We start from the raw sequence: 26,665 nt of genomic DNA on the forward strand, positions 1-26,665 counted from the left end.
GCACAACCCGCCACCGCCCCCGACGTCACCCCCCAAACCAAGATCTGAAACAGAACCCGACACACGTGGCGACACCAGAACTCCAAAACCAGCTCACTAGGCGGATCGGATCGCCGCCGTCGAACGCAGCCTGCGGCACGTCCCGGCGGCCGCGCCCGGTGAGGACCACCTCGGCTAGATAGGGCCTCTCCAGCCGCACCCCGCGGTGCCGCAACTCCAGGTCGTCGCGCACGCCGTCGGGCGCCGTCAGCAGCGGCGCCGCCGTGCGTAGCCGGTACTCCAGCCGCTGCCGCGCGAACCGCGTCAGGAAGGTGACGACGATCGTCCCGACCCCGATGGCCAGCGCGACGAACACTCCCGCCGCCGTCCAGAACGTGCCCGAGCTGTACCACGCATCCGCCACCGTCATGCCCGGCATTCAAACCGATCACGGGCGCGCCCGACACCCGGTTCCGGCACAAACGCGGCCGTACCTCCCTACCGCCCCAGTCCACCCGCCCACGCGTCATCCACAGAACGCCTGCGCTGACCGGGGGCATCCTCGCGAGTCGGCTAGGTGCGGAGGCCCAACGCCTGTGGGGGCTTCCGCGAGGGCCGTCCTAGTAGCCCGGTTCCTGCTCGATGTGGTGGGCGACGACGGTCCAGCCGTAGTTGGCGCTCACATACGACTTCGTGTTGCCGCCGACCCACGGCCCAGCCTTCGTTGCCGTGCCACCCCAGGCTTGTTGAACTTCGCCACCACACAGTGCTGCCAGCCCACCGTTCCAGCCGGACACTGTGAACCAGCGGTGGGGATCAACCAGTCCACAAACGTGTGGCTCCAGCAGGGGCCGCTCGACACCGCCTGTGCTGAACTCGTCCTGTCATGGACAGCGCCGTGGCCGCCACAACGGCAGACGACAAGCAGTGGACCACGGTCGGACCCGGCGGAGGCGGCGAGGACGGTGGGGCCAGGCCCTCGGGGCAGATCGGACGTAGTGGTCGCGGGACAGCCACCATGGTGCTCGTGTGGGCGAGCTGCCTCGAACGTCGTGGGGCAGTGGACGGGCATGCGCAGACTCTTTCGCGACGATGTGACGCATAATCCACGCGAGCCGCCGTCGGGCAACACAGACTAGACCGCAGCGGTGAGCTGGACGGATGCGAATCGGGCATCGCATGCTGGACCGCTGTGTGACACATAATGCGGACTAGGCTCACAGTGGGGGACCGAGTGCCTTCCGTTGGAGCTCGCACGTCATCACGCCGAGACCCACCCGACGCGCGGTCCTGCTCCTCAGAGCCTCCCACCACGAACACCCCGGCCTCAGCTCACGCGGCGGACGCCCCGCCATCGTCAAAGAGGGACCTGCTGCGCTGGGCCCTGGACCTGCCCAACCCGGACAACTCGAGCAGCGGCATCGCCGAGTTGCTGGACGTCTCGGTTGGCGCGCTGTACAACCACATCTCCGACCCCTGCGAACTATGCGCCGCCGGGGCCGCCAGTGCGAGCGGTGAACTGCACCGGAGGGATCACGTCACGAGTTGTGAGCGTTCTCTTCGGTGAGCGAGGGTGGTGGGTCGAGGGTGGCCGGTATGACAGGTCGTGGCCGGGTTTGGATCGGCGGGGGGATCGCGCTGGCCGGGCTGGTGGGGTTGGCGGCGTATCTGGTCTCGGTGGGGCTGGACAAGGCCGACAAGTGGGCCAGCGTAATCGGGGTGTTCGTGGCGCTGATCTCGTTGGGGGTGGCGGTGCACAGCATTACTACCAACGGCCACGGCCCCGGTGAAAATGACGGAGGTAGCAACGACGACAACCCGGGGATCGCCCCCACAGTAGCCTCGCCCACCGAGGGCGCCACCCCCGGAAAGCCCGGTTTCCCACCCGCCCCCCTCGGAGGGAAGACAGAGGAGGCGTCGAAGCTCTTTGAAAAGTCTTGGACCGGCGACGAGGATCCGCGGGAGTTCACCAAGTACGACGAATCCCTCTTGAATGTTGCCTTCGTGGGCGGGCTCGCCTTCCTCCTCTTCGTTGCCGCCTTCTTCATACCCGGCCGGGAAAACCACAGGTGGGCTGAGGCTTTCATGCTCGGGGTGGCCGCTTTGGTGGCTTTGGGTGCGTGTGACCTCTCCGAAGGCTGGCGGTCACGCTGGACACTCCGGAGGAGCCTGTTCGACAGAACCCTGCGCATCGACGATGAAGGCATCACCACCATCGACTCTTCGGGTACCCAGCAAATCCGGTGGGACGCGATCGTAGGGATCGCCCTCCGCGACGCTGACAAGGCCGCCTGCGAGCACTTCCTTCTCGCACTCCACGTGCAGATCTCAAAGCCGAAGCCGGGGGCGTCCACGGTCCTGCACCGCCCGGCCGGATGGCCCATCAACGCAGACTTTCCGGACGTCTGCCGCGGCCCCCGTCCCCCCGACAAGGACGCCTGGATACCGGTGTGTGTGCTCGGCCCGCTGGACGAAGCCCAAGGAGTCGACCTGCAGAACACGATCGCGACCTATAACAAGGGGCGTCCGCTGGAGATGGAGGGGAACTGTTGACCTGAGAGCGACGACAAGGAAAGCTGCGCTGAGCGATTTGAATGACCAGTACGAGTCGCCCCACGGCGAGGGCGCCATCGGGCCGGGGGCGGTTCAGGGGCCTTCAAGTCCGATGATCGTGCCGAACGGGTCCTTAAGTTGGCAGATGCGTCGTCCGGGGTCGACCTGGAGGGGGCCGCGCCAGTGTTCGGCTCCGGCGGCGAGGAGGTGTTTGCGGGCGGTGTCGAGGTCGGGCACGGCCCAGTACGCGACGGGGCTGCCGCCGCGGGGGTTCCATGCGTCGTCAGCTTCATGCCACCCCATTTCCACGCTGTCCGCGACGCCGATCCAGGCGTAGAGCTGGCCGTCGTCGGCGACGTCGGTGTGGACATCGACGCCGAGGGCGTTGCCCCACCAGCGGGCGCACGCCTCAGGGTCATCGGCGAACGTCATGACCGTGCTGACGCGCTCGAACACCGTCGGGGACCCTTTCTCGCGGGAGCGCCCGACGGTAGCAGCCGCGCCGTGCCGAGGCCGTCAAGCTGCGAGGTTCCGTCGGTGTCTCAGTCGGCTGCGCCGTGCAGGGAGCGCAGACCGGCCGCGGCCGCGCACGCCCGGAGCGCGGCGGCGAGCGCGGTGTCGGTCCATCGGGCTCCGCGCTGGTTGGTGTGCTCGAAGTAGATGCGACGCACGGTGCGCGGCAGGGGGCTGGCGGCGTGGGTGTTGGCGAGGTGGGCGAGGGGTGATCAGGTCCCACAGGCCGGTGAGGTCGGGGCGGAGCGTCTCGACGTCCAGGATCTTCAGACGGCCTGTCGTGTCGCGGCGGGCGTGGTCACTCTTGAGGTCGAGGCACCCGAGCGGGACGTGCTGATCGCCGTGCGCGCCGGCGACCACCTCCAGGGCGCGCTGCCACTGACCGGGATGCGTGATCCAGTCCGGGACCGGGGCCTCAAGCAGAGCCCGCACCGTCCAGCCGGAGGCCGCATCGCTGGTCGCCCGGTCCCAGTAGGCCGAGGTCGTGTGGATTCCGGCGACGACGCCGATGAGTTCGTCCCACTCACAAGCATGGGTGAGCGCGACTGTGTGCGGGAGGTACTCGGTGAGCAGGGTGAGGGTGTCGTCGTTGGCCTCGCGCAGCTCCGGGACGAGTGCCTGGCCGTCGAGGAGCTGGTAGGCGAGGACCTCGCCGAGGTAGGCCGTGAAGTCGGCGTGCCGCTTGAGGATCAGGGCGGGTGGTGCCCCGACGGCGAAGGTCGCCGACCGGTATCGGGCGGTGAGGCACCGCAGCGGACCGACGGCCGCGGTGGGGTGGTGCCGGGTCAGCAGGTCGTGGGCCTGCTCGGTCGCGGCGGCGGGGTCGGTGGTCAGGGGGTGGGGGAGCCACCCGGCGGGCCGGGTTCGGGCTGCGCCGTCCAGCGGCCCGGCGGGTGGCCGGTTCACCGCGCGGCCTGCGCTGATTCGACCTTGGGAGTGCTGGTGAGGTTGTCGAGGCTGAACCGGTAGCAGCGTTCAGCCAGGGCGGGGCGGCGGTGCTCGCCGTAGACGTCCATCAACGCGTACACGGGGGAGTCGAGCGCGTCACCGATGAACCAGCCCTGGTAGGAGCCGCCGATGATGTCCCAGATCTGCGCGCGTCCATCGAGGAGCGCGACGAAGTCCTGGAAATGGATCTCCACACCGAACGGGTACGTCGCCATCGCGTCGTCACGTCCGGCGTCGGGGACTTCGACTAGGGCGGGGCCGGTGATGTCCCAGGCGTAGCAGGCGACGTCGCCGGGACGGCCCGGCGGGCTCAGCAGCCTGAGGGCCAGGCGGTGACCGTTCAACGGCCCGGACAGATAGTCGTGGATCTTGGTGGCCAGCGCGCCCGTTCGGGTCGCGATCAGGTCGCGGGCCAGGCGCGGGAGCTCGGCGGCGACCAGGTCCTGCGCGTTGCTCCACCGGCCGCAGGGCAGCGGCGCGGTGATGGGCGTCGGCTCGACCTGCCGGGGCTCGGCGAGGAAGGCGTCGAGTTCGGCGAGCGCGGCCTGCTCGGCAGCTTCGTCGACGGTGATCCAGGGGACTTGGGTGCAGGTCACCGGGCCGTCGACGGGAACGGTCAGCTTGTCGCCGGGCCAGGGGCCATGGACGGTGAACAGGTGCTGGAGGGCGTTGGCCTGGGCGGCGAGCGCACGATGGTCGGCGTACAGGAATGGACCGTGCGGGCTGCGGGGGGCGGTGAATCCGTTGCCGCACAGCGCGACGTCGGGGACGGGCCCGACCGGCCTGAGGTAGTCGGTCAGCAGCCCGTGCAGGATCTCCAGGCCCGTGGTCCGGTTGCGAGGCCCGTCCAGACCCGGCAACAGGTTGCAGTCGGCACCCAGAGCGCCGAACGGCACGGTCTGAGCGTTGTTGGACACCACCGCCATGCGCGGGGCCGGGCGCTGCGCGCCGCGCAGCTCCTCCAGGTAGAGGTCGGAAATGTCGGCGTCCACGCCGATCAGCACCTCCAGATCGGTGCCGGCGAGGGTGACGACGGGAGCGACGACGCGGGACCCCCAGAACGCCGTCTTGCCGCTGGCTGGGAACAGGGTGATCTCCAGGTTCCCGACTCGGATCGGGGTGGTGTGGTCGCGGCGCTCCACGGTGAACCCGAGCTCGCCGACAGCGGCCGCGACGGCGACCGGAACGGTCGCGCCCGTGTAGAGCGGCGCGGCACGATCGAGCCGGTTCAGCGAGGGGATGTGCAGGTGGTCCAGGTGCTCGTGGCTAAGGACCAGCGCTGCGGGCGCGGGCATCGCGGCGACGTCCACGGTGCGGGGCGGCCAGACCCGGAACTCCAGGTTGCCAGCGCCGAAGGACTGCTCCACGATCGGGTCCAGCAGCACCGAGGTGGTGCCGTCGGAGATGAGCCAGGTCTGATGTCCCAGGAAGGTCAGCTCCAGGGCGGCGGGCGTGGATATGGGTGCCGGCATCGTCGTGTTCCCTCGGTCTTCGTGACGGGACAGTGGGCGGGGTTCCCGCGCCCCCCGGCTACGGGCACCCCGTCTTTTCTTTGCTCGCTCCCCACCTACCGGTGGTAGGTGGTGGGGGCGGTCCCGGTCGCGTCGGCCGCGGTGAACGCAGCGATCCGCGCCTGAAGCGCCTGGACCTGCTCCGGCTTCACGGTCTTCGTGCTGGTGGCCATGGGGCTCTCCTCTGCTCGTGGGGGCATCGGAGCCACCCGCCCTACCCAACCCAAACCTGACCAGAGGCCTACATGTCGCTTCCGGCTCTCGAGGTCTTCACGCCCGCCTACACGACGCCCACGGTGCACGGGCCCGTCCAACGCCGCAGCCGCGCCATTGCCCGCTGAACCCGTCAAGAGGTGCTCTGCGGTCAACCTGCGTGCCTTCAGATCTGGCCATCCGTCAGCGTCCCGTCGCCGTCGGCGCCCCTTCTAGGAGCGCCGACGACGGGGACCTGTGGCACCGGCTGGCGCTTCACCTGGACGGACGACCAAGGCGAACTTGATCAGGCTCTCCGCCCCTGACCGTCCGCCGATCGATCCACATCCCGGAGATGGGCACGGCTTGGCTGCGGTTCGCGCCGATGTGCCCGACGCGGTTTGGAGTGCGAGCCCAGTAGAGGTGATTACCAGCCGCTGTGCTCCCGGATGTTGCCGTCGAACCGCTCTCCAACCCATTCCCGGACGGCGGTGAGCACCACGTCCATGCTCCGGGTCGCGGTGGTGATCTCACCGAGCCAGACGCAGTCGCTCAAGCCGGTGACCCGGGCGAAGCGCTCGACCAGCGGCTCGGACCAGAGGGGCGAATCGGCGTCGAGCACCGCCACCAGGGATGTCATCACGACGGCGTCCCGAGCTTGGCTGCCGGCCTTCTGGCGGATGATGAGGACCTCGTCCACCTGCTGCCAGGGGACGCGCAGAGTCTGGCCGTCCAGGCCGAGGTCGAACCCCTCGGAGTCCAGTGCCGCCGGAGACGCGGCCGCCGCGCGGCTCCTCAAGCCCCGGACGCCGATCACCAGATTGAAACCGCCGATCATCGCTCCGAGGGCCAGTAGCAGTAACCCATTGGATGATCCCCTGAACAGCCATATCGCGCCGGGTACCACGAAGACCGCACCAGCCGCTGCACCGGCCATTCCAAAGGAGTAGTTCTTGTCCGGTCCAGGGCTGGAACCGAGGCTGATGCGACTGACCTGAACACCGCTCATGATCACGACCATACTGCCGGACACCCGGATGAGGCTGACCTGCTCTGAACGCGGTGGCGCCCGGGCTGTCACAGCGACCGCCCCCCCCGGACGCTGGAAGCCGGTCCTGGATCGGCGCCGTCTGTGGCATTGCTGACTTGAGGAGGAATGGATGTCCAATGCCGTGTCCGCACCAAAGCTCCCACCGACCGAACCACCGCCACGGCACGCGCCCGTAATGCGCAACTCGTCATCACAGGGCATCATCGAGCTTGATCGACGCTGTGTATCGGGTGTCGGTGGAGCGGGCGGTGCTGCTCGGCCTGAGGCTGCGTCGAGCGGATGCGTGTTCTGGTGGACGGCGCGCGGAGGATGTTCCTTGAACTCTCCGCTACTCGCCATGTGTGGCAAGGCTGACTGTCGGCCGTCCGAGGGCGGTTGACAGCGCCCGCTGCTGATGGTGAGTCAGAGCATTGACGAAGACCACCACGTCCACTCCGTGTTCCTGGCAGGCAGCGGCTATCTCACGGACCTTCCCAGAACTCACCAGCGTTCGAGACGAGTAGGGCCGCGTCATCGCCCTCACGCCCCCAGCAGAGACTCCACGACGCTGCACGAACCGCTCCACCACTCGCCCCCCGAGATCAGCGATCACCTCAGCGGCGGCATCCATCTGGACCAGGTGGTCCTTCTGCCGGGCGGAGAAGAAGCCAGCCAAGGCGACATCAGCCCCATCGACGACGGTCAGGTCTGCAACATCGAGTTGCTTCCGTGCCCGCCGTCCCGGAAGCCGGTCTCGCCTGCCTCGCCCGTACATGGCTGAAACCTTAAGGCGGCAACGGATGCGGCGACATCCAATAGGCCGCGAACAACCACCCATGTGCCGAACGCACAGAGCGGAAGAAACCGACAAGCTGAGACCGATGGCGACGGATGAGCTGAGCGGCTCAAGCGATGATCGGGCTTGCCGGGCGTGTGAGGTAGTGGCCGATGCGCAGGCGCATTGAGCGGTCCATCGTGCGATCTGCCGCCGCCCGAGCGGGAACCCAAACGACTTCGCGTGATTCGTCACTGGGGCGGGGTGTGCCGCCGACCGGGCGGGCGGTGAGCAGGATGGAGAATTCCTGTCGGACCTCGTCGTTGCTGGTGTAGTGGATGAGGTGTTTGGGGTCGGAGTAGAGGCCGACGAGTCCGGTGATCTCGCAGTCGATCCCGGTTTCTTCCTTGGTCTCGCGGACGCCGGCTTGGGCGATGGATTCGCCGAGGTCGATGGCTCCGCCGGGGAGGGCCCAGTTGTCGTTGTCGGCGCGGCGGATCATGAGGATCTCGCCGCCCTCGTTGGTGACGACGACGTTGACGGACGGGACGAGGCTGTTGGCCTTGGGGGCGTTCGGGTCGTCGTAGTAGTCGATCCTGCGTCCCATGCTCATGCTCTCGGCGCCAGGGGCTCCGCGTCTTCCCAGACGTGTTCGAAGCTTTCGCGGTAGGTGCTGACGATCTCGCCGTCCGGGATCCTACGCATGTGCCAGAGCGGCGCATGATTCGCCGGGACGCCGTACACGTGCGGGTTGAGCTTGTCGTCGGGGGAGTAGGCCGTCTCGTCGGTACCGAGGCGGGAAGTCATGGCTGGACCGGTGCGCTGGTAGGGCTGGCGGTCCCGGGCGACCCAACGTTCGACCGTCTTTGGATCGACGCCGTCTTCGGTGAGCGCGGCGATCGTGATCCGCTTCTGACGAGGAGCGGCGCGTAGGCGTTCGTTCGGCATGCACCTGTCCGGGACTGGGACGACTTCGGGACGTCTCAGCCCACGGAGACCTTTCGAACACGGCTAGTGATACAACAATCTCGGACCGTCATATTGATGGGCTCTCATCGCGTACGCAGCACCGCCCAGCTGGTCTGTCGGTAGCGGGTCTGGCGTATCGCGCTGTTCGTGCGGCGCGCTGTTCGCGGGCGCGACGACACCAAGACGAAGTCTTGTCGCACTACTCGTCCGCGCCGGTTGCCGAAGGGGGGCGCTGGCACCGATGCAAGCTGCTGACCGCCGAGGGTGCAGAGGTCATCGACTCCGTGTTCGGTTGGCGTGGGTTCGCGTGAGTCTGTGCGGGCGGCTCCCCGTTTGGCTCCCGCGTTCCGCCCAGCAGGGAAGGAACGCGATCCCACATGCATCAAGATCAGTGACAGGGGCATGACTCTCACGCTCGATGCGGAGAAGGCCGCCAAGGCGACTCAAGTCTACCGGGGCCGGTTGGCTCGGTCAGAGGTCGACGTCACGACGATTGGCGCGCACCATGGCCACCGCGCACGTCGGCGCCGTCACCAGACCCGCGGCCACCACCGACGCCCATGCGGGGGACCGGCCCTCGGCGGCGTGGGCGAGCAGAGCGCCGCCCAGGGCCAGGCAGCAGCTCGACGCCGCCACCCTGCCCGGCGGCCGCTGCCCGACCGCCGCTCGGACCAAGCCCAGCAATCCACTCAGACACGCCGCCCCCGCGGTGACACCCGGCGGCCAGGTGCTGGTGCTGTACATAGCGTGCGGTTGCCTGTGCAGCGCGTGCGAGTAGTGCCCCCAAGAAGCGTTGCGCGTCCTCACTTATGGAACTATCTGGCGTCCTCACTACTTCGATCAGCCTTGGGGGTTGCTAGATGAAAATGAAGTTCGTCGTGGCTGGGGTGGCGTGCGCGGCGTTCGCGGTCACCGGTGGCGCGGTGGCGCTCACCGGATCGGGGGACCACGCGACCGAGGCGGCTCCGGTCGCCGCGACCGCCGCCGCGCCCAAGACGCTCACGCTGGTGCGCTACTTCGGTGGCGCGCAGCGCAAGCACTGGGTGACCACCGCCGCCGCGCCCGGCCCGCTCTACCGCAAGGAGGGAACGTTCCGCATCCTGGCGCAGCCCGCCAGCGGAACCAGGGCGCTCTACAGCTGCCTCAACGGCTACGTCCTACTGGACCAGTTCGTGTCCGCGCGTTCGGACTGTGAAAGCCCCAAGAGCGTCTACCTGGGCCGTATCGGCTATGTGTACCTCAAGCCGCCCAAGGGTGTGAAGGTCAAGCCGATCTACCGCTGCTCCATCCCGACCGGCTCCCATGCGGAGCACTTCCTGTCCGCCCGCTCGGACTGCGAGCGCCGTCCCACCTCCGGCAAGCTCCTCGTCGAGGGCCGCCTCGGGTACGCCCTGGCCTGAACCGCTTGAGGGGCCCGCCTGCGGCGCCCACAAGCAACGCACATCGGCAACCGCCCCAGAAGCTGTCCCTGAGAAGAGCGTCAGCGCCCTGGGGCGGGGTTCCGGTGAAGCATGAAGGGGCACAGGCCGGCCTCGGTACTCTTCGCTCGCTCAGCCACCAGCACAATCTGCTTACGGCACGCCGCAGGCGAGTGTCATCCCAGGGACGTGCCGATCCGAAGCCGGTTGCCGTCGGGGTCGCGCAACTCGATCTCCCGCCCCCACGGAGCGTCCTGCGGCTACGCCGTCATCGTCTGATGACCGGCGTCCGCACCGAGGAGGCGCGTGCCCTCCGCTGGGAGCATGTCGTTGCGTGGGATGCGAAGCGCAAGGCATGGCGTTTGGTCTCTGAAGCCGGGTTCGGGCACAAGCGGTTCGCGCTCTACGTCTGGCGCTCCGTTCGCAAGCACGGCGACACCAAGACGGAGAAGTCCCGCCGCACCCTGGAGCTTCCGACGCAGGCCGCCGAGGCGCTCAAGGCGCACCATGCTCGCCAGGGCGCGCAGAAGCTGAAGGCGGGGGAGTTGTGGCAGGGGCAATGACCTCGTGTTCTACTCGCCGACTGGGACGGCGCTGGACGCGGCGAGCGTGCGGCGCGCGTTCCGCCTCATCACCAGGAAGGCGGGTGTCGGTGAGGTGGACGCCTCGCGAGCTCCGGCACTCGTTCGTTTCGATCACGAGTGACAGCGGGGTCCCGCTCGAGAACATCGCCGACCTCTGTGGGCACGCGTCCACGGCGGTCACCGAAGAGGTCTACCGGCACCAGCTCAAGCCGGTGATCACCAAGGGCGCGGAGGCCATCAACTCCGTGTTCGGTCGCGGCGAGTCCGCGTAGGTCCGGTGCGGGTGGCTCCCCGATTGGCTTCCTGGGTACTGCGGGGAACGAAAAAGGGCCCCGGAGCGATGCTCCGAAGCCCTTTCTGACCTGGCTTAACGCGCCAGGCGATGAACGGAGGTGGCCGATAGTCGAGCCGACCGAGGAGCGGGCTCAGACCGAGCATGGCACGCCGGATGCCTGTGTGACACCAAATGCGGATTAGGTGCCACAGGCGGCCCGGGGCCAAGGGCTCGCCCCCGCCTCGCCCAGGCACCGACGGCTGCCGGTGTACGGACTCCCGGCAGGCAGAGCGGAGCGGGCCCGGCGGTCGTCAACGCCGCTGGGTCTCCACGTATTTGTTCCTGGAGCGGGACCGGGCTGTGGCGCCGCCTGCCACTTCTTCGGAAGTCGCAGAGGGTAGTCATCGGTTGGTGCGCTGCCCTTGAGGCGGCCTGGCGAGGAAGGCGGGGGACGGCTTGGGTATGCGATTGGTGTACGAAGACCTCGGGCTTTTGCTGGCTTCGCCTGGTGCGAGCGAGTCACCCCCCGATCCGACTCCGGAGCGGTTCACGCGTCGGGATCTGACAGTGGGGATCTGCACCTACGATGACTTTGATGGGGCCTGGTTCACTATTGCCTCGCTGCTGCTCCACCATCCTGGGCCGATGCGGGCAGCTGAAATCCTGCTTGTGGACAACCATCCCGTGGGGCCTGTGGCGCAGGCGTTGAAGCGCCTGGACGCCGAGATTCCGAACTATCGATATGTGCCGGTCACCTCGGTGCGTTCGACTGCGGTGCGCGATGTGCTGTTCCGGCTGGCGGTGGGCGAGGTCGTGGTCGTCCTGGACAGCCATGTGCTGTTGGCCGACGGGGCGCTTGAGGCGGCTCTGAGTTACTTGGCACGCCCTGAAGCGGCTCGGGACCTGGTCCAGGGGCCGGTGTTGCAGGACGATGGCGTGCAGGTCATGGCCACCCATTTCGCCCCCGCATGGTCCGCTGGCATGTACGGACGGTGGGAGGTGGACCAGCGTGGGCTGAACCCGAAGGGGTCTGCCTTCGAGATCCCGATGCAGGGGTTGGGGGCATTCGCCTGCCGGCGGGATGCGTGGGTGGGGATCAACCCGCACTTCAGGGGGTTCGGTGGTGAGGAGGGGTACCTGCACGAGAAGGTTCGCCGGGCGGGCGGACGGACGGTGTGCCTGCCGGCGATGCGGTGGGTGCACCGGTTCGAACGCCCCTACGAGGTTCCCTATCCGATTACCTGGGAGGACCACCTGCGCAACAACCTGCTGGCACACCAGGAGTTGGAACTTGATGAGGGGCTGCTGCTGGCTCACTACCAGGCCGAGATTGGTGCGCAGCGTACCCAAGCAGTGCGCGAGGCCCTCGCCGAGGAAAAGGCCCATCCTCTGGCCATGTTCGACGGGGTCGTGTGTCCGGTCATTACCGACAGCCATCAGGTTGGAGACGTGGGGGCGTCAGCGCGCCAGGGAGGCGATAGTTCCCGCTCCTACGCCGGCGGATACCGAGTCATGCCGGTCGAGGTGGCACCGCATCCTGACCCGGCGGTGGGTCAGGCGCTGGCCCACCGCCGTTGTGTCGCCTGCGCGCACCTGCACGGCTGGACCACCGTGCTGGTTGTGCAGGATGAAGCGGCCTTGACTGGCCCGGTTCCCGATCCGCAGCGGCTGGCCAGCCACGGATCCGCGCTCGCCCTCCGCAGCGCGGCCGGGGAGATCGTCTGGCGCTATCCGCGCGGTCCCCGCGACCGCGACGGCGCCGAGACGAGGGACATTGCCGCAGCGGCCTACCACCGCAGCGTGTTCTCGTGGCTGCTGGCAGAACTGCCGATCACCGACCGCGGGGCCGAGGCATGGGTGCGCGACGGCGGCCACTTGGAGGCACTGCTGCGGAGTTAGGTGGCAGATCCGTCGACCGTCACGACCTTGTTCTTTTGGAACGGAGGCTGCGGCTGCCCGAGGTTCTTGTCGATCTTGTAGGTATCGCTGGTGTGATGTTCGCCTACCGCGATGATCCGCATCTGCTCCTTGCCGTCAGTGGCGCCCTTGTTGATGAAATAATGGAAGATTGTGAGGCTTCCAATTTCGTTGTTTCCACTGCTGGCGTGGAGGATTTGGCGCTCCGTGCCGTCGACGATGCACTTTCCGCTGTCCTTGCCCTTGCCGTCGTAGGCGGCGGTAAGGGCTTGCTGTACCCTCTTCTGGCTTGCATCGTTTGGAAGATTATCTTGAAGGCGGGCCTTCATCGCCTCCTGCGCTTTCAGGGAAGTGCCCCAGTCGACCTTGTTCGTACTTGTGCTTTTGAAGATGTCCGCCGCGTGCCGGGTGCTGCCGCTGTCCTGGTTCGTGGTTCCCTTCGTTGGTTTCTTCGTGCTCTTTTTTCCAGTATCGACAGGAGTGATCTGGAACGGGCGCGATTTGAGAACCTTCCGCGTGGTCGGATCGCGGAGGACTATCTCGCCGTTGCTGTAGTAGTCGATCTCGATGATCTCCCTGATTCCCTTGTAAGTGTATCTTGATGACCAGTACCAATATAGAGAATCGTCCTTGCCGTTGTAGGCCAAGACCGTTCCCAAGACGGTTGCTACATAGTCCACCGCGATCTTGAGCTTTCCCCTGCTGGCGCTCAGTTCGGCGACCACTTCCTGCCCTGGCTCAAGTCGAACGCTGACACCGCTCTCGGAACCTACCTCAACTGTTTTGCTGTTGCTGTGACTTGATCCCCACTCGTGCGAATAGCCGAAGGATGTCTCGCCGCCGCCGCCGGTTCCCAGGAAGCTCACGTCGTAGCTGATCGACTGGTTGAAGCTCAGGGAGTTGGATTCACTCCAGCTGTTCTCCACCGTGTTCGACACCGAGTCGTGGATCGAGACGTTGAAATCGCCTGCGACACTGCTGTGGTTCTTGAATGTCTGCGTCTTGACGATCACTGGAGTGGATTCCAGGCCGATGATCGAGCCGCTTCTCGCTTCCAGGTCGACCCTGAGGGGATTCTTGGATCCGTTCTTGAAGCGGTCCCCGTATTTCCCGCAGGGATCACGGACCCATACGCTATCCGGCTTGCGGTATCCCTTGCTTTCGATAATGCGCTGAATGTCACTTTCGGTGGCCTTGAGTGATACTTGTTCGCCTTTCGTGATCGGGTGCTGGATCGATCCGGACACGCGGACCGCACAGTGATTCGCATCTGGGCCGGCGGTGATTGAAACACTAAGTCCCATGACGGTTCACTCCCTTGGGTGTTTGGCAGGTCCGGATGACGCGCCAATGCGTGACTACCCGGCGTGTCGATTGATAATCGGACGGTGATGTGACGATGGCGGGCGACAAGGTCACGACGATGTCGCCATCGCGCACATCTGGGAGCTGTGGTCAGCCTGTGGAAGGGACGCCGGGTGAGGTGGTTCAGGTTTAGAAGGGCCCAGGAGGTGGTGGTTATCGCTGAGAATGGCCTCGAGGTGGGGCTGGTTGAATAGACTGGCGGCCAGTGGTGCCTGCTGTACCTCCCGATTCCCCCACGAGGAACCCCCTGACGCCCAACGAACTCCTCTCCCGCTCCTTGCCTGGCCCACCAGTTGCCCAGATTCCGTTGCGGGGTTGAGGAACCTCTCTGCGGAATCGCGCGCTATGCCATCAGCTGGGCTCTTGGTGCTTTGACCTGGGACTATTGGGCGCTGGAGCCTTCGGGGGTCGGTTTGTCGATCTTCGGAGGGCGTTGTGGTGGTCGAGTGCCTGACCGATGAGCTGGCGGCCCGGTACGCGGTGTTCGTGAGGGCGCAGGCGCGGGCCGAGCTGGAGCGGTTCTTCGTCCTGGACGACGTGGATCGGGAGTTGGTCGAGGCGACGATGTCGATTCCAGAAGCGCAGACGCAGTCGGTGCCCGAAGTCAGAGCACCGCCCGTTGCCTGTAGTGCAGGGGTATCGGGGTCCCAGGCTTCCGACGGAAATCGGCCCGGGGCGCATGGCCTCAAGGCGGCAGACGGCTTCGTCGAGGGAACGGGGCGGCGCCGAGCAGCCACGGGTGCATAGCGCCCCGAAAAGGCACTGGGCGAACGCGGCATTTTTTGCGTTCGCCCAGGTCAAAGGTGGTGGGTCGCGTGGGACTCGAACCCACAACCTACGGATTGAAAGTCCGCCGGGCTACGTGCGCTGATCCTGAGGATGGCCAGGGAGGACGACGGCTGGGGATACCGGCGTATCCACGGCGAACTCCTCGGTCTCGGCTGCCAGCTGGCGCCCTCGACGGTGTGGCAGGTCTTGAAGAACGCCGGGATCGACCCCGCGCCGCACCGCGAGAACCAATCCTGGCAGCGGTTCCTGAAGCGCAGGCCTCCTCGATCATCGCCTGCGACTTGTTCGATACGATCTTCCTGAAACGGATGTACGTCCTGTTCTTCAGCGAACATGGCCGACGCCGCGTCCACGTGGGCGGTGTCACCACCCACCGACCGGGCAGTGGGTCACCCAAGCCGCCCGCAACCTCCTCATGGACTTGGATCAGCGTGCCAACGAGCTGAAGTTCCTGATCCGTGACCGCGGAGCCAACTTCACGGCCTCCTTTGACGCGGTGTTCACCGCTGCCGGGATATCCATCATCAAGACGCCAGTACAGGCTCCACGTGCGAACGCCATCGCCGAACGGTGGATCTCCAGTTGCCGACGAGAGGCCACCGACAAGATCCTCATCCTCGGCGAACGACACTTGCGCACCGTCCTGATCGAATACATCGATCACTACGACCGACACCGTCCGCACCGCACACTCGAGCAACGACCCCCGACGCCAAGGAACCAACGGCGGAGGCGCCAGAAAACCCGATCAAGATCAGACGACGTGATCGGCTTGGCGGACTGATCCACGAATACGCGCAGGTCGCATAGGGTGACACAATTTTCGGCACCGACAGGCCGGCATGTCGCCGGTCCGGGCTCGGGCTCTCTCAGGTCGATCCTTCGAGGGCCGACGAGATACCGAGCAGACGGGCCGCGTTGCCGCCGAAGATCCGGTGGAGGTCGGGCTCCGGCATGTTCATCTCGTGGCAGATCCGCATCTGATCGGCGAGGTAGCGGTAGCAGTAGCCGCGGGGAAACCACGAAGAGTCGCTGCCGAAGATGATCCGGTCGGGACCGATCGTCTCGTAGCAGCGGCGGAACAGGTCCTCCAGGGTGAGCCGGTAGGGCATCCAGCGCACCCACTGGTTGGATCCGGACGTGTCCACGCACACGTTCGGGCAGGCCCAGCAGAGGAACAGCATCTGCTGCACGTGCTGCACGCCGAAGTGCGGCACCACGAACGTGACGCCCGGATGCCGCTTGGCGACCGGCTCCAGCCACGCCGGCTCGATGTGCGCATTGTGCGCGATCCCGCCGCTGGACCCGCAGTGTCCGAAGTGGATCAGCACGGGGATGTCGTGGCGGGCGGCGACCCGCCACACCGGGTCTGCGGCCGGGTCGTCGATCCGGTGCGGCAGAAGCGGGGCGAACAGTTTCAGGCCACGCAGCCCGAGCACGGTGACCGCGTGCTCGAGCCGCTCCGCCGCGTCGGGGGCGGTCAGATCGGTCAGATTGGCCATCCCGGAGAACCGCTCGGGCGCCCTGGCCACCAGCTGCCCGACCCGCTCGTCGCCGCAGCCGGTGACGAAGGCCGCGTGCGCGATCTGGTAGCGGTCCAGCTCGGCCAGCCAGAGATCGGCCTCCGACTCCCAGCCACGCTCGGCGTCCGGCTTCGGGTCCGGGAAGTCCCAGGCCCGCCGCCAGCGCCGGGACTGCTCGGCCACCTGTTCGCGTCTCCTGCGCTCGGCCAGCTCGTCGTGGTCGGCACAGTGGAACTGGCCGCCGGCCAGCCCCCGGGTGGCCGCGTCATTCTCCATCTGGAAGTGCAGGTGGAAGTCGATGATCGGGATGCCCTGCACGGCCATGGTCACGATGCCGTCGCCCCCTGGAGCACCTCGTCCGGAGTGAACGTGCGGTCGTGCGAGGGCTTGCTGATCACGGTGGCGGCGACGCTGCTCGCGTACTCCACCGCCGCTTCCGGCTCGGCGCCGTCGGCGAGCCGGTGCAGCAGCCCCGCGTTGAACGCGTCGCCTGCCCCGGTCGAGTCGCGCACCTGTACGTTCACCGCCGCGTGAGCGGTCACCGGCTGCCCCGGCCTGGCGAGCAGCGCACCGCGAGCACCGCACTTGACGACGACGATGGCTCCCGTGGTGTCCGCGACCTCCCGCGCCGCCGCCTCGACCGACGAGTGCCCGGTCAGTGTCCGGATCTCGTCGTCATTGGGCAGGAACACGTCCACGTGCCGGAGCAGGGCCAGCACGTCGGCGCGGGTCTCCGGCGGCCACCCACCCGGATCCCATCCGGTGTCCAGCGCGGTGCGAGCCCCCGCGGCCCTGGCCCGGTCGAGCAGCGTACGGGCCGGCGCGCCCTGGATGCCGGGCAGCAGGAAGTACCCGGACAGCAGCACGAACGCCGCGGGCAGCACATCCTCCGGGACCGCGTCGGCGTCGAGGTCCGCCATGGCGCCGAGCGAGGACAGGAACGCGCGGTCCCGCCCAGGCGATTCCACGGCGACCGTCACCCCGGTGTGCGTTCCCGGCATCCGGGCCAGGCGAGTGTGCAGGCCGGGGATGTCGAGCTGCCGCCGCAGCAGGTGCGCGGTGTCATCGTCGCCGAGCAGACCGGCCAGCACGGTGGACCGGCCGAGCCTGGCCAGGGTGATGGCGGTGTTGGCCGCCGAGCCTCCCGTACGCAGGGCGATGGGCGGCACGATCCGTTCAGTGCCGGGCTCGGGCAGGTCGGCCACGTCGGACATCAGCACGTCCAGGTTGACGTTGCCGACAACCGTGATCCGGGAGCCCGCGGGCGCCTTGTCCACAGAGGCGCTCACTTGTCGGTTCCGGCCAGGTGGCCGTCCACTGCGGCACGCAGCGCGTCCTCGGCCTGCTGCAGTGCGAGGCGCCGCTCGGCGAACTCGTTGGACAGCGACCGCGCCGCCTCGGCCACTCCGGCAGCCGTACGTCGCACCGCGTCGCGGCCCGGGCCACCGACCTGGGGCCGGTCCAGTACGCGTTCCGGCCGCAGCCCCGCGTCCAGCGCGGCTCGTACCGCCGTGCCGTCGGCATCGCCCAATCCGGCTTCCTCGATCGCCTTGGCGACCAGGTCTTCCGTCCACTGCGCGGGCGGCGCCTTGCGGACCAGCGCGCCGACCACGGAGTGCGCGCCGCGCCACGGGATGCCGGCGCTGGCGAGGGCCTCCGCGATGGCGGTGGTGGTCGCGCCGGTGGCCACCACGTCCTCTGGTGCCGGCGGCGTCAGCGGCGTGATCTCGCTGAGCAGGCCGCGCATCAGGGTGAGGAAGCGCAGCGCCCGGTCGTTGGCCCGCCACAGGTGCTTCTGCACGTCGGTGGTGGCGTTGTTGGAGTCCTCGTACCAGGCGACGCCGACGTTGTTCAGGGTGGCGGCGAGGTCGGCCGCGGCGGCGCCGGCCATCGAGCACATGTGCTCCAGCACCACCGGGTTCTTCTTCTGCGGCATGATGCTGGACCCCTGGCAGTACGCCTCGGGGGTGACGATCCACTGCCAGGTCATCCAGTCCAGCATGGTCCGGGCCATCCGGGCGCCGGTGGCCAGGACGCGGGCCTGCACCGTGGCCGCGCGGACCAGGTGCTCGGCTCCGGCCACCGCCTCGTAGCTGGAGGTGAAGCTCGTGCGGAAGCCGAGCAGGGTGGTCAGCCGGTCGACGGAGATGGGCAGATCGGTGCCGGCGAACGCGCAGGAGCCGAGCGGGTTGACGTTCAGCTCGTCATAGACCGAGAGCATCTCCCTGACCTGGCTGACCAGTGCCTCGCCGTAGCCGGCGAGGACGTGGCCGAGGCTGGTCGGCTGCGCGGGCCGGCGATGGGTGAGGCCGGTGATCAGCACGTCGGCGTACCGGTCGGCCTGCTCCGCGGCGATCTCGGCGGCGGCGCAGGCCTGCGCCGCCTGCTCCAGCACCGCGTCGCGCAGCACCATGCGGAACACACCGGCGTCCAGGTCGTTGCGCGACCGTGCCAGTTGAACGTCCAGCTCGGACTGCTTGATGCCGGCGGCCTTGGCCAGCCGCTGCTCGGTCAGGTAGTAGACGTCCTCGACGCTGCCGTCGAAGGCCAGCTCGTCGTCCTCGGCGCTGAGCAGCGTACGCAGGCCGCCGAGCAGGCGACCGGCGCGGTCGGCCGGCAGCAGCCCCTGCTCGGCGAGCATGACCACGTGCGCGAGGCTGGCATGCAGCATCGGCCGGTACAGCTGCGGCGCGGATTCCTCGAAGGCCACCCGCAGGTGGTTGTCCCAGTAGACGGACAGGGGCATCTCAAACACTCTTTTCGTAAGTTCCAGGGCCAGGTCAGGAGGCCTTGACGGCCGGGGTGCGTCGCGGCCGCCGTCGGCGGCGCGGGCCATCCTCAAGCCGGCGGGAGGCGAACAGGACGAACAGGATGAGCACGATCTGCAGGCTGCCGAAGGCGGCCGCGGTGCCGAATTCCGAGGCGTAGATCCGGTTGTAGATCTCCACCGACATCGGGACCGTGCCGGGCGGATAGATCACCACCGAGGCGACGTACTCGCCGACGCCGTCCACGAACGCCAGCAGCGCACCGGCCATCACGCCACGCAGCACCAGCGGGAACGTCACCGTACGCAGCACGCGCACCGGGCCGGCGCCGAGGCTGCGGGCGGCCTCCTCCAGGGTGGGGTCGAGTTGCTCGAGCGAGGCGCCGGTGGAGCGGAACACCAGCGGCACGAACCGTACGAAGTAGGCCACCGGCAGGATCCACAGCGTGCCGACCAGCGTGAGGCCCAGGTTGGCCGCGCTCGGTTCGTTGAACGTGGTGACCAGGTTGACACCGATGACGGTGCCGGGCAGCGCCCAGGGCAGCATGATGACCACGTCCAGCGTCCAGCGGCCGGCCAGCTTCCAGCGGGCGACCACCCAGGCCGCCGCCGCACCCACCAGAATCGCCGCCAGGGTGGCCATCAGGCTCGTCTGGACACTCACCGAGACCGGCATCAGGCTTTTCGGGTCGGTGAAGATCCGCTGGTAGTTGGCCGCCGTGTACTCCGGCGGGAGCACCTGGGTCGTCCACGCGCCGTCCACCGAGAAGGACACCAGCACGATCACCAGGACGGGCGCCATCAGCACGATGGTGAGCAGCAGGCTGCCGATCCCGGCCGCGACCCTGGCCGCCCCGGAGGACAGGCCCCGCCGGACCGCGGCGGTTCCCTTGGACAGGCTGCGGTGGACTCGCCGGCCCTGGTACCAGCGCATGGACACGAGGAAGACGATGGACACCAGCGACAACGCGGTCGCCTGGGTCGCGGCCAAAGCCTCGTTGCCGGACGTGCGCGCCGAGACGATCTCCATGGTCAGCGTCTGCACGTTGTACAACTGCGGCGCGGTGAACGACGCCATCGACATCATGAAGGTGAGCAGCGCGCCGGACACCAGTGCCGGGGTGAGCATCGGCAGCAGAACGGTTCGCCACACCCGCAGCCGCCCGGCGCCGAGGTTGGTCGCGGCCTCCTCCAGTGAGGCGTCCTGACCGGCCAGAGCGGCCGAAACCGACAGGTAGAAGTACGGGTACATGGTGAACGCGTGCACCAGGATGACCCCGGACACGCCACCGATCGAGCTGCTGGCGGGACTCAGCCCCGTGAGGGAGTGCAATGTCCGCGGCACGATTCCGGTCTCGCTGTAGAGCAGGACGAACGCCACCGCACCGATCAGTGGGGGCAGCGCCATCGGCAGCACCGCGAACACTGAGAGCAGGCGCCGCCCGGGGAACTCGAAGCGGGTCAGGAGCACGGCGAGGAACGTTCCAAGGGCGCCGCAGAACAGCACGGACGCCAGTGAGATGCCCACCGACAGCAGCAACGCGTGCCCGGAGGCGCCGGAGAGCAGGTCGCGGTAGTTGTCGGCGAACCCGGCGCCCCCGGCGGAGCTGCGTGCCGTGGTGAGCATCGGAATGAGTACGAGGAACACCAGGATGGCCACGACCGGCAGCGCCAGTACGTAGACGAACCGGTCGGAGTCGCGGGCCGGGAGCCGCCGCGTACGCGGTGCCGCGACCGCCGAAGGCGGAGTGGTGACGGTACTCATCGAGCCACCAGCCACGCATGCCCCGGTTCCGCGCGTATACCCACGGTGTCACCGGGCCGGGGCAGCGCGGCGGAGTCCGGCACGGTGATCGACAGCTTCAGCCCGCCGGAATCCACCTCGAGCTGGTTGCTCGCTCCGGTGAACTCCACCGCGTGCACCACCGCGTCCAGCATTCCGCCGCCGGGCTCGGTCAGCCGCAGGTTCTCCGGCCGGACCGACACGGCGACCTCGTCGGTCGTCGCCATGTCGGCCGGGCGGGCGGCCTCGATCGTGGCACCGCCCGGCAACCTCACCACGGCGGTCTCCCCGGAACTGTCCACCACCTTGGCGTCCAGTACGTTGCTCCGCCCGATGAACCGGGCGACGAACGCGGTGGCGGGACGGTTGTAGATCTCCCGGGGAGTGCCGATCTGGTGCAGGCGGCCGGCGTCAAGCACCGCGATCCGGTCACTCATCGCCATCGCCTCGGCCTGATCGTGCGTCACATAAACGCTGGTGATCTTGGCCTCCCGCTGGGCACGGCGGATCTCCGTCCTGGTCTCCTCACGCAACTTGGCGTCCAGGTTGGACAGCGGCTCGTCGAGGAGCAGCACGTCCGGGGAGATCACCAGCGCCCGGGCCAACGCGACTCGCTGCTGCTGACCACCGGAGAGCTGTTCGATGCGCCGGTCGGCGTACCGCCCAAGCCCCACCGACTCCAGCGCCCGCGCCACCCGCTGGTGGCGTTCCGGCTTGCGCACCTTGCGGGTGACCAGGCCGTACGCGACGTTCTGAGCGACGTTGAGGTGCGGGAACAAGGCGTAGTTCTGAAACACCATGCCGGTGCCGCGCTTGTTCGGCGGGGTCGAGGTGACGTCACGATCGCCGAACAGGATGCGCCCGGTGGTGGGCGCGACGAATCCGGCGATCATCCGCAGGGTGGTCGACTTGCCACAGCCCGACGGCCCCAGCAGGGTGAAGAACTCACCCGACGCGATGGTCACGTCGATGTCGTTGACCACGGGGTTGTTCGCGCCGTAGCGCTTGCCGACGTGGTCGAGGCGAATGGGAATCATTTACCTATGCCTCAGCCCTTGTTCTTGATGGCGGAGCTCCAGTGGGAGATCCAGTCGTTCTCCTTGGAAGCGGCGAGGTCCCAGTCCACCGGCATCTCACGCAGCTTCAGCGGTGCCAGCCAGCTCGGCTCGGAGGCCCCCTGAACGGTCGGGATCTGGAACCACTCTTCGGCGAGCTTCTTCTGCTCGTCCTTGCCGAGCAGGAACTTCAGGAACGCGTCGGCGCCCTTGGAGTTCGGGCCCTTCGCGACCTTGGCGACACCGTCCACCAGCTGCGGCACGCCCGACGCCGGGGAGACCACGCTGAACGGCGCGTTGCTCTTCTTCTTCTGCAGCATCGCGTCCTGCAGGTTCCACACCGTCAGCGGCGCCTCCTGCCGCTGAACGCGCAGGTAAAGGTCGGTCGGGTTGGCCGCGTAGACCTTGGTGTTGGCGTCCAGCTTGCGCAGCCAGTCATAGCCCGCCGCCGGGTCGCCGCCCTGGCTCTTGCGCGCGATCATCGCGGAGTAGATGCTACGCATGGTCCCGGACGCGGCCACGTCCCGAATGATGATCTTGTTTTTGAACTCGGGCTTGATCAGGTCGTCCCAGTCCTTCGGGGCCTGCTCGGGCTTGAGCATCTTGTCGTTGTAGAAGATGACCTCATCCAGCAGCATTTCGCCGACCCAGCGGCCCTGCGGGTCGCGGTACTTCGCCGGGATGCTGTTCGTCACCTCGGCGGGGGCTTCGGAGACAAGCCCGGCGTTCGTGGCCTGGACGAACTGCTGCCGCGTGCCGCCCCACCAGATGTCCGCCTGCGGGCGGCGCTTCTCCGCGGTGACGCGTTCGAGCGCTTCCTGGGCGCCCAGGGTGAGCAGCCGGACCTTGCCCTTGTAGTCGGGGTTGGCCTTCTCAAAGGCGTCCACGACGCCCTGGGCCAGCTCCTTGTCCCGAGCGGTGTAGATGGTCAGGCTTGACTTGTCCGAGCTGCTGATGCCGCAACCGGCAGTGGCGGCGCCGAGCGTGAGCACGCTCGCCATGAGCAGAACGATCTTGCGCAATGTGGTTACTCCTTCGTGGCAGGGGGCTGCGCACTGATCACAGCCGACAACAACGTGGGCGACACCGCGCCCATATCCAGGGCGTGCGGCCCGAGCTCCGCGAACACGACCTCCGGAGCGGACGGCGCGGACGAGCGGACCATGGTGCGAAGGTCGGTGAGCCCATCCGCGCCCAGTTGGGTGGCCGCACCGGCGAAGACCACGCGTGCCGGATTGACCACACAAGAACAGACGATCGCCGCGAATGCCCAGGCCTCGATGACACTCCGGCGCAGGGCGGCGACGGCCGGTTCGCTCGCCCGCCGAGCGAGCTCGGCGACTGGTTCCTCCGGCATCTGTCCGCCCAGTTCGAACAGTGCGGCGCCGATGCCGGGAACGCTCCAACGCCGCTCGAACCGGCCACGCCCACCGCTGTGCGGCTCCGGCGGCAGTCCGGCGGGCAGGAAGCCGATCTCGCCGGCGAACCCGGCCGCGCCCCGGCACAGCGCCCCGTCATTGACCAGTGCGGCGCCGATGCCGTACCCGACATAGATCAGCACCAGGTCGTCGACGTTCGCGGCGGCGCCACGCTCTCGCTCGCCCAGCGCGATCAGGTTGACGTCGTTCTCCGTCTGCACCGGGAGTCCGAGCCGTTCGCTGAGCATGCTGGTCAGCGAGTCCTCGCCGAGCGCGTGCAGCACGGGCGAGAGAGCCACCGCGCCTTCGGCGGTGGCCACGCCCGGGACCGAGAACACCACGCGGCCGGGAGCGGGCCCGTCCGCGTCCTGGATCGCCTCGGAGATCAGGGTGGCCAGCCCCGTGAGCGGGTCGGCGGCGTCGACTCGCCTGGTGTGCTCCTGGTGCAGCTCGCCGGCCAGGTCCACGACGGCGACGCGGGCCCGCTCGCCTTCCAGCGACACGGTGACCAGCGTCTCGGCGGCCGGGTTGAACGCGAGCAGTCGGGGCCGGCGGCCTCCGGAGGAGTCCCCGGTGCCGACCTGGATGATGTGCCCGCTGTTCATCAGATCGCGCACGATCTCGGTCAGTGAGGACGGACGATACCCGGTGAGGTCGGCGAGGTCGGTGCGGGACACCGGACCGTGTGTGCGCAGCGCCGTCAGCACCGCATCGGTCCGGATCCGACGCAGTGCTTCATGCCCGGTTGGTGCCGAACGTCCGACTGCTCTAGAAGGCATGGCGTACTTCTTACTCCATCCGAAGTAAGTTTGCCTAGTGTTCAGCCTGTACCGCACGAAAAATCCGGTCGGGGTGTTGACCTGTGCAGTCTTGCTGCGGAGTGGTCGGTGGGGCTGGGAGTCTCGCGGGGTGCAGTGGTGGCCATCCTTGTGCGCCGGGAGGTGTCCAAGGACGCTGGACTACTGGTGCTTCGCCATGAGAACGCTGTGCTGCGCCGGCAGGTCAAGCGGGTGCGGTACAAACCCGCCGCGGCCTCGCCAACACGCACGTGGTTCCGCTCATCGGCAAGGCCAAACTCGCCGACCTGCGCGCGGACGACGTCGATGACTGGCTCGAAGGACTCGCCGGCGCCCTGTCGACGCGCACGCTCCGCCTCGTTCACGGGTTGCTCAAGCGCGCCATCCGGCAGGCTCAGGCGCGTGACAAGGTGCTCCGCAACGTCGCCGAGTTGGTGAAGACCCCGACGGGCAAGGCTGGGCGTCCGAGCCGGGCCCTCACGTTCGACCAGGCGAACGCCGTCTTGGAGAAGGCCAAGTCCTCCCGGCTGCATGCCTACGTTGTCATCAGTCTGATGACGGGCGTCCGCACCGAGGAGGCGCGTGCCCTCCGCTGGGAACATGTCGTCGCGTGGGATGCGAAGCGCAAGGCATGGCGTTTGGTCTCTGAAGCCGGGTTCGGGCACAAGCGGTTCGCGCTCTACGTCTGGCGCTCCGTCCGTAAGCATGGTGACACCAAGATGGAGAAGTCCCGGCGCACGCTGGAGCTTCCGACGCAGGCCGCCGAGGCGCTCAAGGCTCACCGTGCTCGCCAGGGCGCGCAGAAGCTGAAGGCGGGGGAGTTGTGGCGGTGCAAGGACCTCGTGTTCTGTTCGCCGACTGGGACGGCGCTGGACGCGGCGAACGTGCGGCGCGCGTTCCGCCTCTTCGCCAGGAAGGCGGGCATCGGTGAGAAGTGGACGCCTCGCGAACTTCGGCACTCGTTCGTCTCGATCATGAGTGACAGTGGGGTGCCGATCGAGAACATCGCTGACCTCTGTGGGCACTCGTCCACGGCGGTCACCGAAGAGGTCTACCGGCACCAGCTCAAGCCGGTGATCACCAAGGGTGCGGTTGTCGACTCCGTGTTCGGTCGCAGCGAGTCTGCGTAGGTCGGGTGCGGGTGGCTCCCCGTTTGGCTTCCTGGGTACTTCGGGGAACGAAAAAGGGCCCCGGAGCTGTGCTCCGAAGCCCTTTCTGACCTGGCTTAATGCCTGGTCGGGACGGCGGGATTTGAACCCACGACCCCTTGACCCCCAGGCAATCAAGGGCCGTCGAACAAGGTCGATCCGAGTCGAGCGGAGAGCCCCTCACCTGCTGAGACAGCATGAGGACGTCGCGGCGAGTCGAACGGAGTCGACAGGCATTGGCTCCCCGTTTGGCTCCCGCGGCTTCTCCCCGCAGGGAAGGAGCACGACCCATGTGCATCAAGATCGATGACACCCGCATGACGCTCACACTCGACGGCAAGAAGATCGCCGAAGCGATCCAGGCCGGCGATGTGTGGCACGTCAGTACGTGGCCAGTGCCGTTGAGCTACAACCAGGCGATCACGGCGCTCACACTCGCGGAGTGGCTCGCCACAGGCCAAGCAGCGAACGCCCCGTTCGCCGTCGCATGGCGTGAGGAGTTGCCCACCTGAGAACGCCGGATGCCCCGTCGAGCCGTCGGCAGGCTCTGCGGGGCATTCGCTTGATCCGCTCAGAAATCTGGGGGAAAAATCTGTGAGGCATCGAGGCCTTCCAGATGTAGTCCTATCGCCGCCTGCAGAAACTCCCCTTCGACGATGTTTCCGCTGATTTTGTTGGTGGCAAACTCTATGGATTTGGGGGTGAGGGAAATAGGCATCCCATTTGCCGTCTCCCATATCTCGGCAACGGTGACTGGAAAATCAAGGCTGGTCCAGCCCAAGGTGATGCCATATCGTCGTGACAGAAATTCGGAGTCTTCGGCATTGAAGAACTCTATCCGAAATCTATCGCCATTTCGGTAGGTGACATCGACGAGTCTGCCGTGAGGTGGGCAGACAAGCTCATCAAGGTCGGGCGCGATGAGCCAAGCGTTCTGTTCGATTTGGGCGCGGGGGCGGTCGGCTAGCGTGGGCATTCTTAGATTCAGTAGAAGGTAGCCGGCTTCATCCCGGTCAAACCAGATGCTCTTAACTCCATTGATCTCAAGGACGGTACTGACGTTGTAGAAAAAGTTGCCTGCGACTACTGTGAGGATGTCTCTCCTCATCCAGTCGAAGCGTCCCTTCACATGGATAGATCGGTCTATTCCGACCTTCTTTAGATGCCGAACTTGATCGTTGGTGAACGCACCGTGATCAGCCTTATCTGCATGTTCGCGGCAGAGTGCCACCATTCCCTGGGGGCGGTGGTGCCGCTCGCAGCGCCACGGTGGGTCGAAGTGATGCCAGGTTAGATAAGGTGATCCGCAACCGGAAACGGGGCAGCAGAAGCCAACCTCTTGTCGCAACTCCCTTAG

The 26,665-nt window shown here is 67.3% G+C and carries 27 protein-coding genes; 10 read left to right on the plus strand and 17 right to left on the minus strand.

The genetic code is table 11. The features are described 5' to 3' along the window. Nucleotides 1-25: 25 nt before the first annotated feature. Entirely contained in the window at nt 26-409 is a 384-nt protein-coding gene (locus AB0L06_RS30670; protein WP_500234608.1) for a hypothetical protein, read from the minus strand. A 1,133-nt stretch (nt 410-1,542) separates the two neighbouring features. Between AB0L06_RS30670 and AB0L06_RS30675 the strand changes: the two genes are divergently transcribed. Continuing rightward, nucleotides 1,543-2,532, plus strand: a complete 990-nt coding sequence (locus AB0L06_RS30675; RefSeq protein WP_500234609.1) for a hypothetical protein — start codon at nt 1,543-1,545, stop codon at nt 2,530-2,532. Between the two features lie 93 nt (nt 2,533-2,625). Here the strand turns inward: AB0L06_RS30675 and AB0L06_RS30680 are convergent, their stop codons facing one another. The 7 genes from AB0L06_RS30680 to AB0L06_RS30710 form a co-directional block, all read right to left on the minus strand. Continuing rightward, a complete protein-coding gene (locus AB0L06_RS30680) occupies nt 2,626-2,988 on the minus strand; it encodes a VOC family protein (RefSeq protein WP_500234610.1) in 363 nt (120 codons plus the stop codon). 60 nt (nt 2,989-3,048) lie between these two features. Further along, nucleotides 3,049-3,951, minus strand: coding sequence for a hypothetical protein (locus AB0L06_RS30685; RefSeq protein ID WP_500234611.1), 903 nt, complete (start codon nt 3,949-3,951; stop codon nt 3,049-3,051). Continuing rightward, nucleotides 3,948-5,465: an MBL fold metallo-hydrolase gene (locus AB0L06_RS30690; RefSeq protein WP_500234612.1), complete on the minus strand. Its 1,518-nt coding sequence runs from the start codon at nt 5,463-5,465 to the stop codon at nt 3,948-3,950. Before AB0L06_RS30690 ends, AB0L06_RS30685 begins: the two co-directional genes overlap by 4 nt. 658 nt (nt 5,466-6,123) lie before the next feature. Then, entirely contained in the window at nt 6,124-6,705 is a 582-nt protein-coding gene (locus AB0L06_RS30695) for a hypothetical protein (protein ID WP_500234613.1), read from the minus strand. 370 nt (nt 6,706-7,075) lie between these two features. Further along, nucleotides 7,076-7,564, minus strand: a complete 489-nt coding sequence (locus AB0L06_RS30700; protein WP_500234614.1) for an HflX-like GTP-binding protein — start codon at nt 7,562-7,564, stop codon at nt 7,076-7,078. 67 nt (nt 7,565-7,631) lie between these two features. Beyond that, the gene (locus AB0L06_RS30705; protein ID WP_500234615.1) at nt 7,632-8,108 is read right to left on the minus strand and encodes an NUDIX hydrolase; all 477 of its coding nucleotides are present in this window, start codon (nt 8,106-8,108) and stop codon (nt 7,632-7,634) included. A 2-nt stretch (nt 8,109-8,110) separates the two neighbouring features. Next, nucleotides 8,111-8,449 (minus strand): hypothetical protein, encoded by a 339-nt coding sequence (locus AB0L06_RS30710; protein WP_500234616.1) that lies wholly within the window; start codon nt 8,447-8,449, stop codon nt 8,111-8,113. 526 nt (nt 8,450-8,975) lie between these two features. Between AB0L06_RS30710 and AB0L06_RS30715 the strand changes: the two genes are divergently transcribed. The 5 genes from AB0L06_RS30715 (at nt 8,976) to AB0L06_RS30735 (ending at nt 12,645) form a co-directional block, all read left to right on the plus strand. Beyond that, nucleotides 8,976-9,248, plus strand: coding sequence for a hypothetical protein (locus tag AB0L06_RS30715; protein ID WP_500234617.1), 273 nt, complete (start codon nt 8,976-8,978; stop codon nt 9,246-9,248). A gap of 82 nt (nt 9,249-9,330) precedes the next feature. Continuing rightward, nucleotides 9,331-9,870: a hypothetical protein gene (locus AB0L06_RS30720; protein ID WP_500234618.1), complete on the plus strand. Its 540-nt coding sequence runs from the start codon at nt 9,331-9,333 to the stop codon at nt 9,868-9,870. Between the two features lie 296 nt (nt 9,871-10,166). Next, a complete protein-coding gene (locus tag AB0L06_RS30725; RefSeq protein ID WP_500234619.1) occupies nt 10,167-10,451 on the plus strand; it encodes a site-specific integrase in 285 nt (94 codons plus the stop codon). A gap of 89 nt (nt 10,452-10,540) precedes the next feature. Continuing rightward, nucleotides 10,541-10,744, plus strand: coding sequence for a tyrosine-type recombinase/integrase (locus AB0L06_RS30730; RefSeq protein ID WP_500234620.1), 204 nt, complete (start codon nt 10,541-10,543; stop codon nt 10,742-10,744). Nucleotides 10,745-11,208: 464 nt separating this feature from the next. Then, nucleotides 11,209-12,645 (plus strand): glycosyltransferase family 2 protein, encoded by a 1,437-nt coding sequence (locus AB0L06_RS30735; protein ID WP_500234621.1) that lies wholly within the window; start codon nt 11,209-11,211, stop codon nt 12,643-12,645. On the opposite strand, the gene AB0L06_RS30740 is transcribed toward AB0L06_RS30735, so the two are convergent. Continuing rightward, nucleotides 12,642-13,910 (minus strand): hypothetical protein, encoded by a 1,269-nt coding sequence (locus AB0L06_RS30740; RefSeq protein ID WP_500234622.1) that lies wholly within the window; start codon nt 13,908-13,910, stop codon nt 12,642-12,644. The genes AB0L06_RS30735 and AB0L06_RS30740 overlap by 4 nt on opposite strands. A 556-nt stretch (nt 13,911-14,466) precedes the next feature. On the opposite strand from AB0L06_RS30740, the gene AB0L06_RS30745 reads away from it, so the two are divergent. Beyond that, on the plus strand, nt 14,467-14,775 hold the full coding sequence (locus AB0L06_RS30745; protein ID WP_500234623.1) for a hypothetical protein: 309 nt from the start codon (nt 14,467-14,469) through the stop codon (nt 14,773-14,775). Between the two features lie 457 nt (nt 14,776-15,232). Next, a complete protein-coding gene (locus AB0L06_RS30750; protein ID WP_500234624.1) occupies nt 15,233-15,601 on the plus strand; it encodes an integrase core domain-containing protein in 369 nt (122 codons plus the stop codon). 85 nt (nt 15,602-15,686) lie between these two features. On the opposite strand, the gene AB0L06_RS30755 is transcribed toward AB0L06_RS30750, so the two are convergent. From AB0L06_RS30755 to AB0L06_RS30785, 7 genes are read right to left on the minus strand one after another with little or no spacing between them, the layout of a single operon-like run. Beyond that, nucleotides 15,687-16,664, minus strand: a complete 978-nt coding sequence (locus AB0L06_RS30755) for an amidohydrolase family protein (protein WP_500234809.1) — start codon at nt 16,662-16,664, stop codon at nt 15,687-15,689. A 2-nt stretch (nt 16,665-16,666) separates the two neighbouring features. Beyond that, nucleotides 16,667-17,629: a carbohydrate kinase family protein gene (locus AB0L06_RS30760; protein WP_500234625.1), complete on the minus strand. Its 963-nt coding sequence runs from the start codon at nt 17,627-17,629 to the stop codon at nt 16,667-16,669. Beyond that, nucleotides 17,626-19,086 carry a lyase family protein gene (locus AB0L06_RS30765; protein WP_500234626.1) on the minus strand — a complete coding sequence of 487 codons (1,461 nt, stop codon included), beginning with the start codon at nt 19,084-19,086 and terminating at the stop codon, nt 17,626-17,628. Before AB0L06_RS30765 ends, AB0L06_RS30760 begins: the two co-directional genes overlap by 4 nt. A gap of 34 nt (nt 19,087-19,120) precedes the next feature. Then, nucleotides 19,121-20,872: an ABC transporter permease gene (locus tag AB0L06_RS30770; RefSeq protein ID WP_500234627.1), complete on the minus strand. Its 1,752-nt coding sequence runs from the start codon at nt 20,870-20,872 to the stop codon at nt 19,121-19,123. Further along, entirely contained in the window at nt 20,869-21,927 is a 1,059-nt protein-coding gene (locus AB0L06_RS30775) for an ABC transporter ATP-binding protein (protein ID WP_500234628.1), read from the minus strand. The genes AB0L06_RS30770 and AB0L06_RS30775 overlap by 4 nt, the downstream gene beginning before the upstream one ends. Nucleotides 21,928-21,938: 11 nt before the next feature. Next, nucleotides 21,939-22,967: an extracellular solute-binding protein gene (locus AB0L06_RS30780; RefSeq protein ID WP_500234629.1), complete on the minus strand. Its 1,029-nt coding sequence runs from the start codon at nt 22,965-22,967 to the stop codon at nt 21,939-21,941. A gap of 5 nt (nt 22,968-22,972) precedes the next feature. Next, nucleotides 22,973-24,142 (minus strand): ROK family transcriptional regulator, encoded by a 1,170-nt coding sequence (locus tag AB0L06_RS30785; protein ID WP_500234630.1) that lies wholly within the window; start codon nt 24,140-24,142, stop codon nt 22,973-22,975. 269 nt (nt 24,143-24,411) lie between these two features. On the opposite strand from AB0L06_RS30785, the gene AB0L06_RS30790 reads away from it, so the two are divergent. Together AB0L06_RS30790 and AB0L06_RS30795 are read left to right on the plus strand one after the other, a co-directional pair. Continuing rightward, nucleotides 24,412-25,290, plus strand: coding sequence for a tyrosine-type recombinase/integrase (locus tag AB0L06_RS30790; protein WP_500234631.1), 879 nt, complete (start codon nt 24,412-24,414; stop codon nt 25,288-25,290). A gap of 308 nt (nt 25,291-25,598) precedes the next feature. Beyond that, complete coding sequence (locus AB0L06_RS30795; protein WP_500234632.1) at nt 25,599-25,820, plus strand: hypothetical protein; 222 nt, start codon at nt 25,599-25,601, stop codon at nt 25,818-25,820. A gap of 59 nt (nt 25,821-25,879) precedes the next feature. On the opposite strand, the gene AB0L06_RS30800 is transcribed toward AB0L06_RS30795, so the two are convergent. Beyond that, nucleotides 25,880-26,416, minus strand: coding sequence for a hypothetical protein (locus AB0L06_RS30800; protein WP_500234633.1), 537 nt, complete (start codon nt 26,414-26,416; stop codon nt 25,880-25,882). Nucleotides 26,417-26,665 lie beyond the last annotated feature (249 nt).

Origin of the sequence: Spirillospora sp. NPDC052269 (assembly GCF_040679435.1) — a bacterium.
Lineage (GTDB): Bacteria > Actinomycetota > Actinomycetes > Streptosporangiales > Streptosporangiaceae > Spirillospora.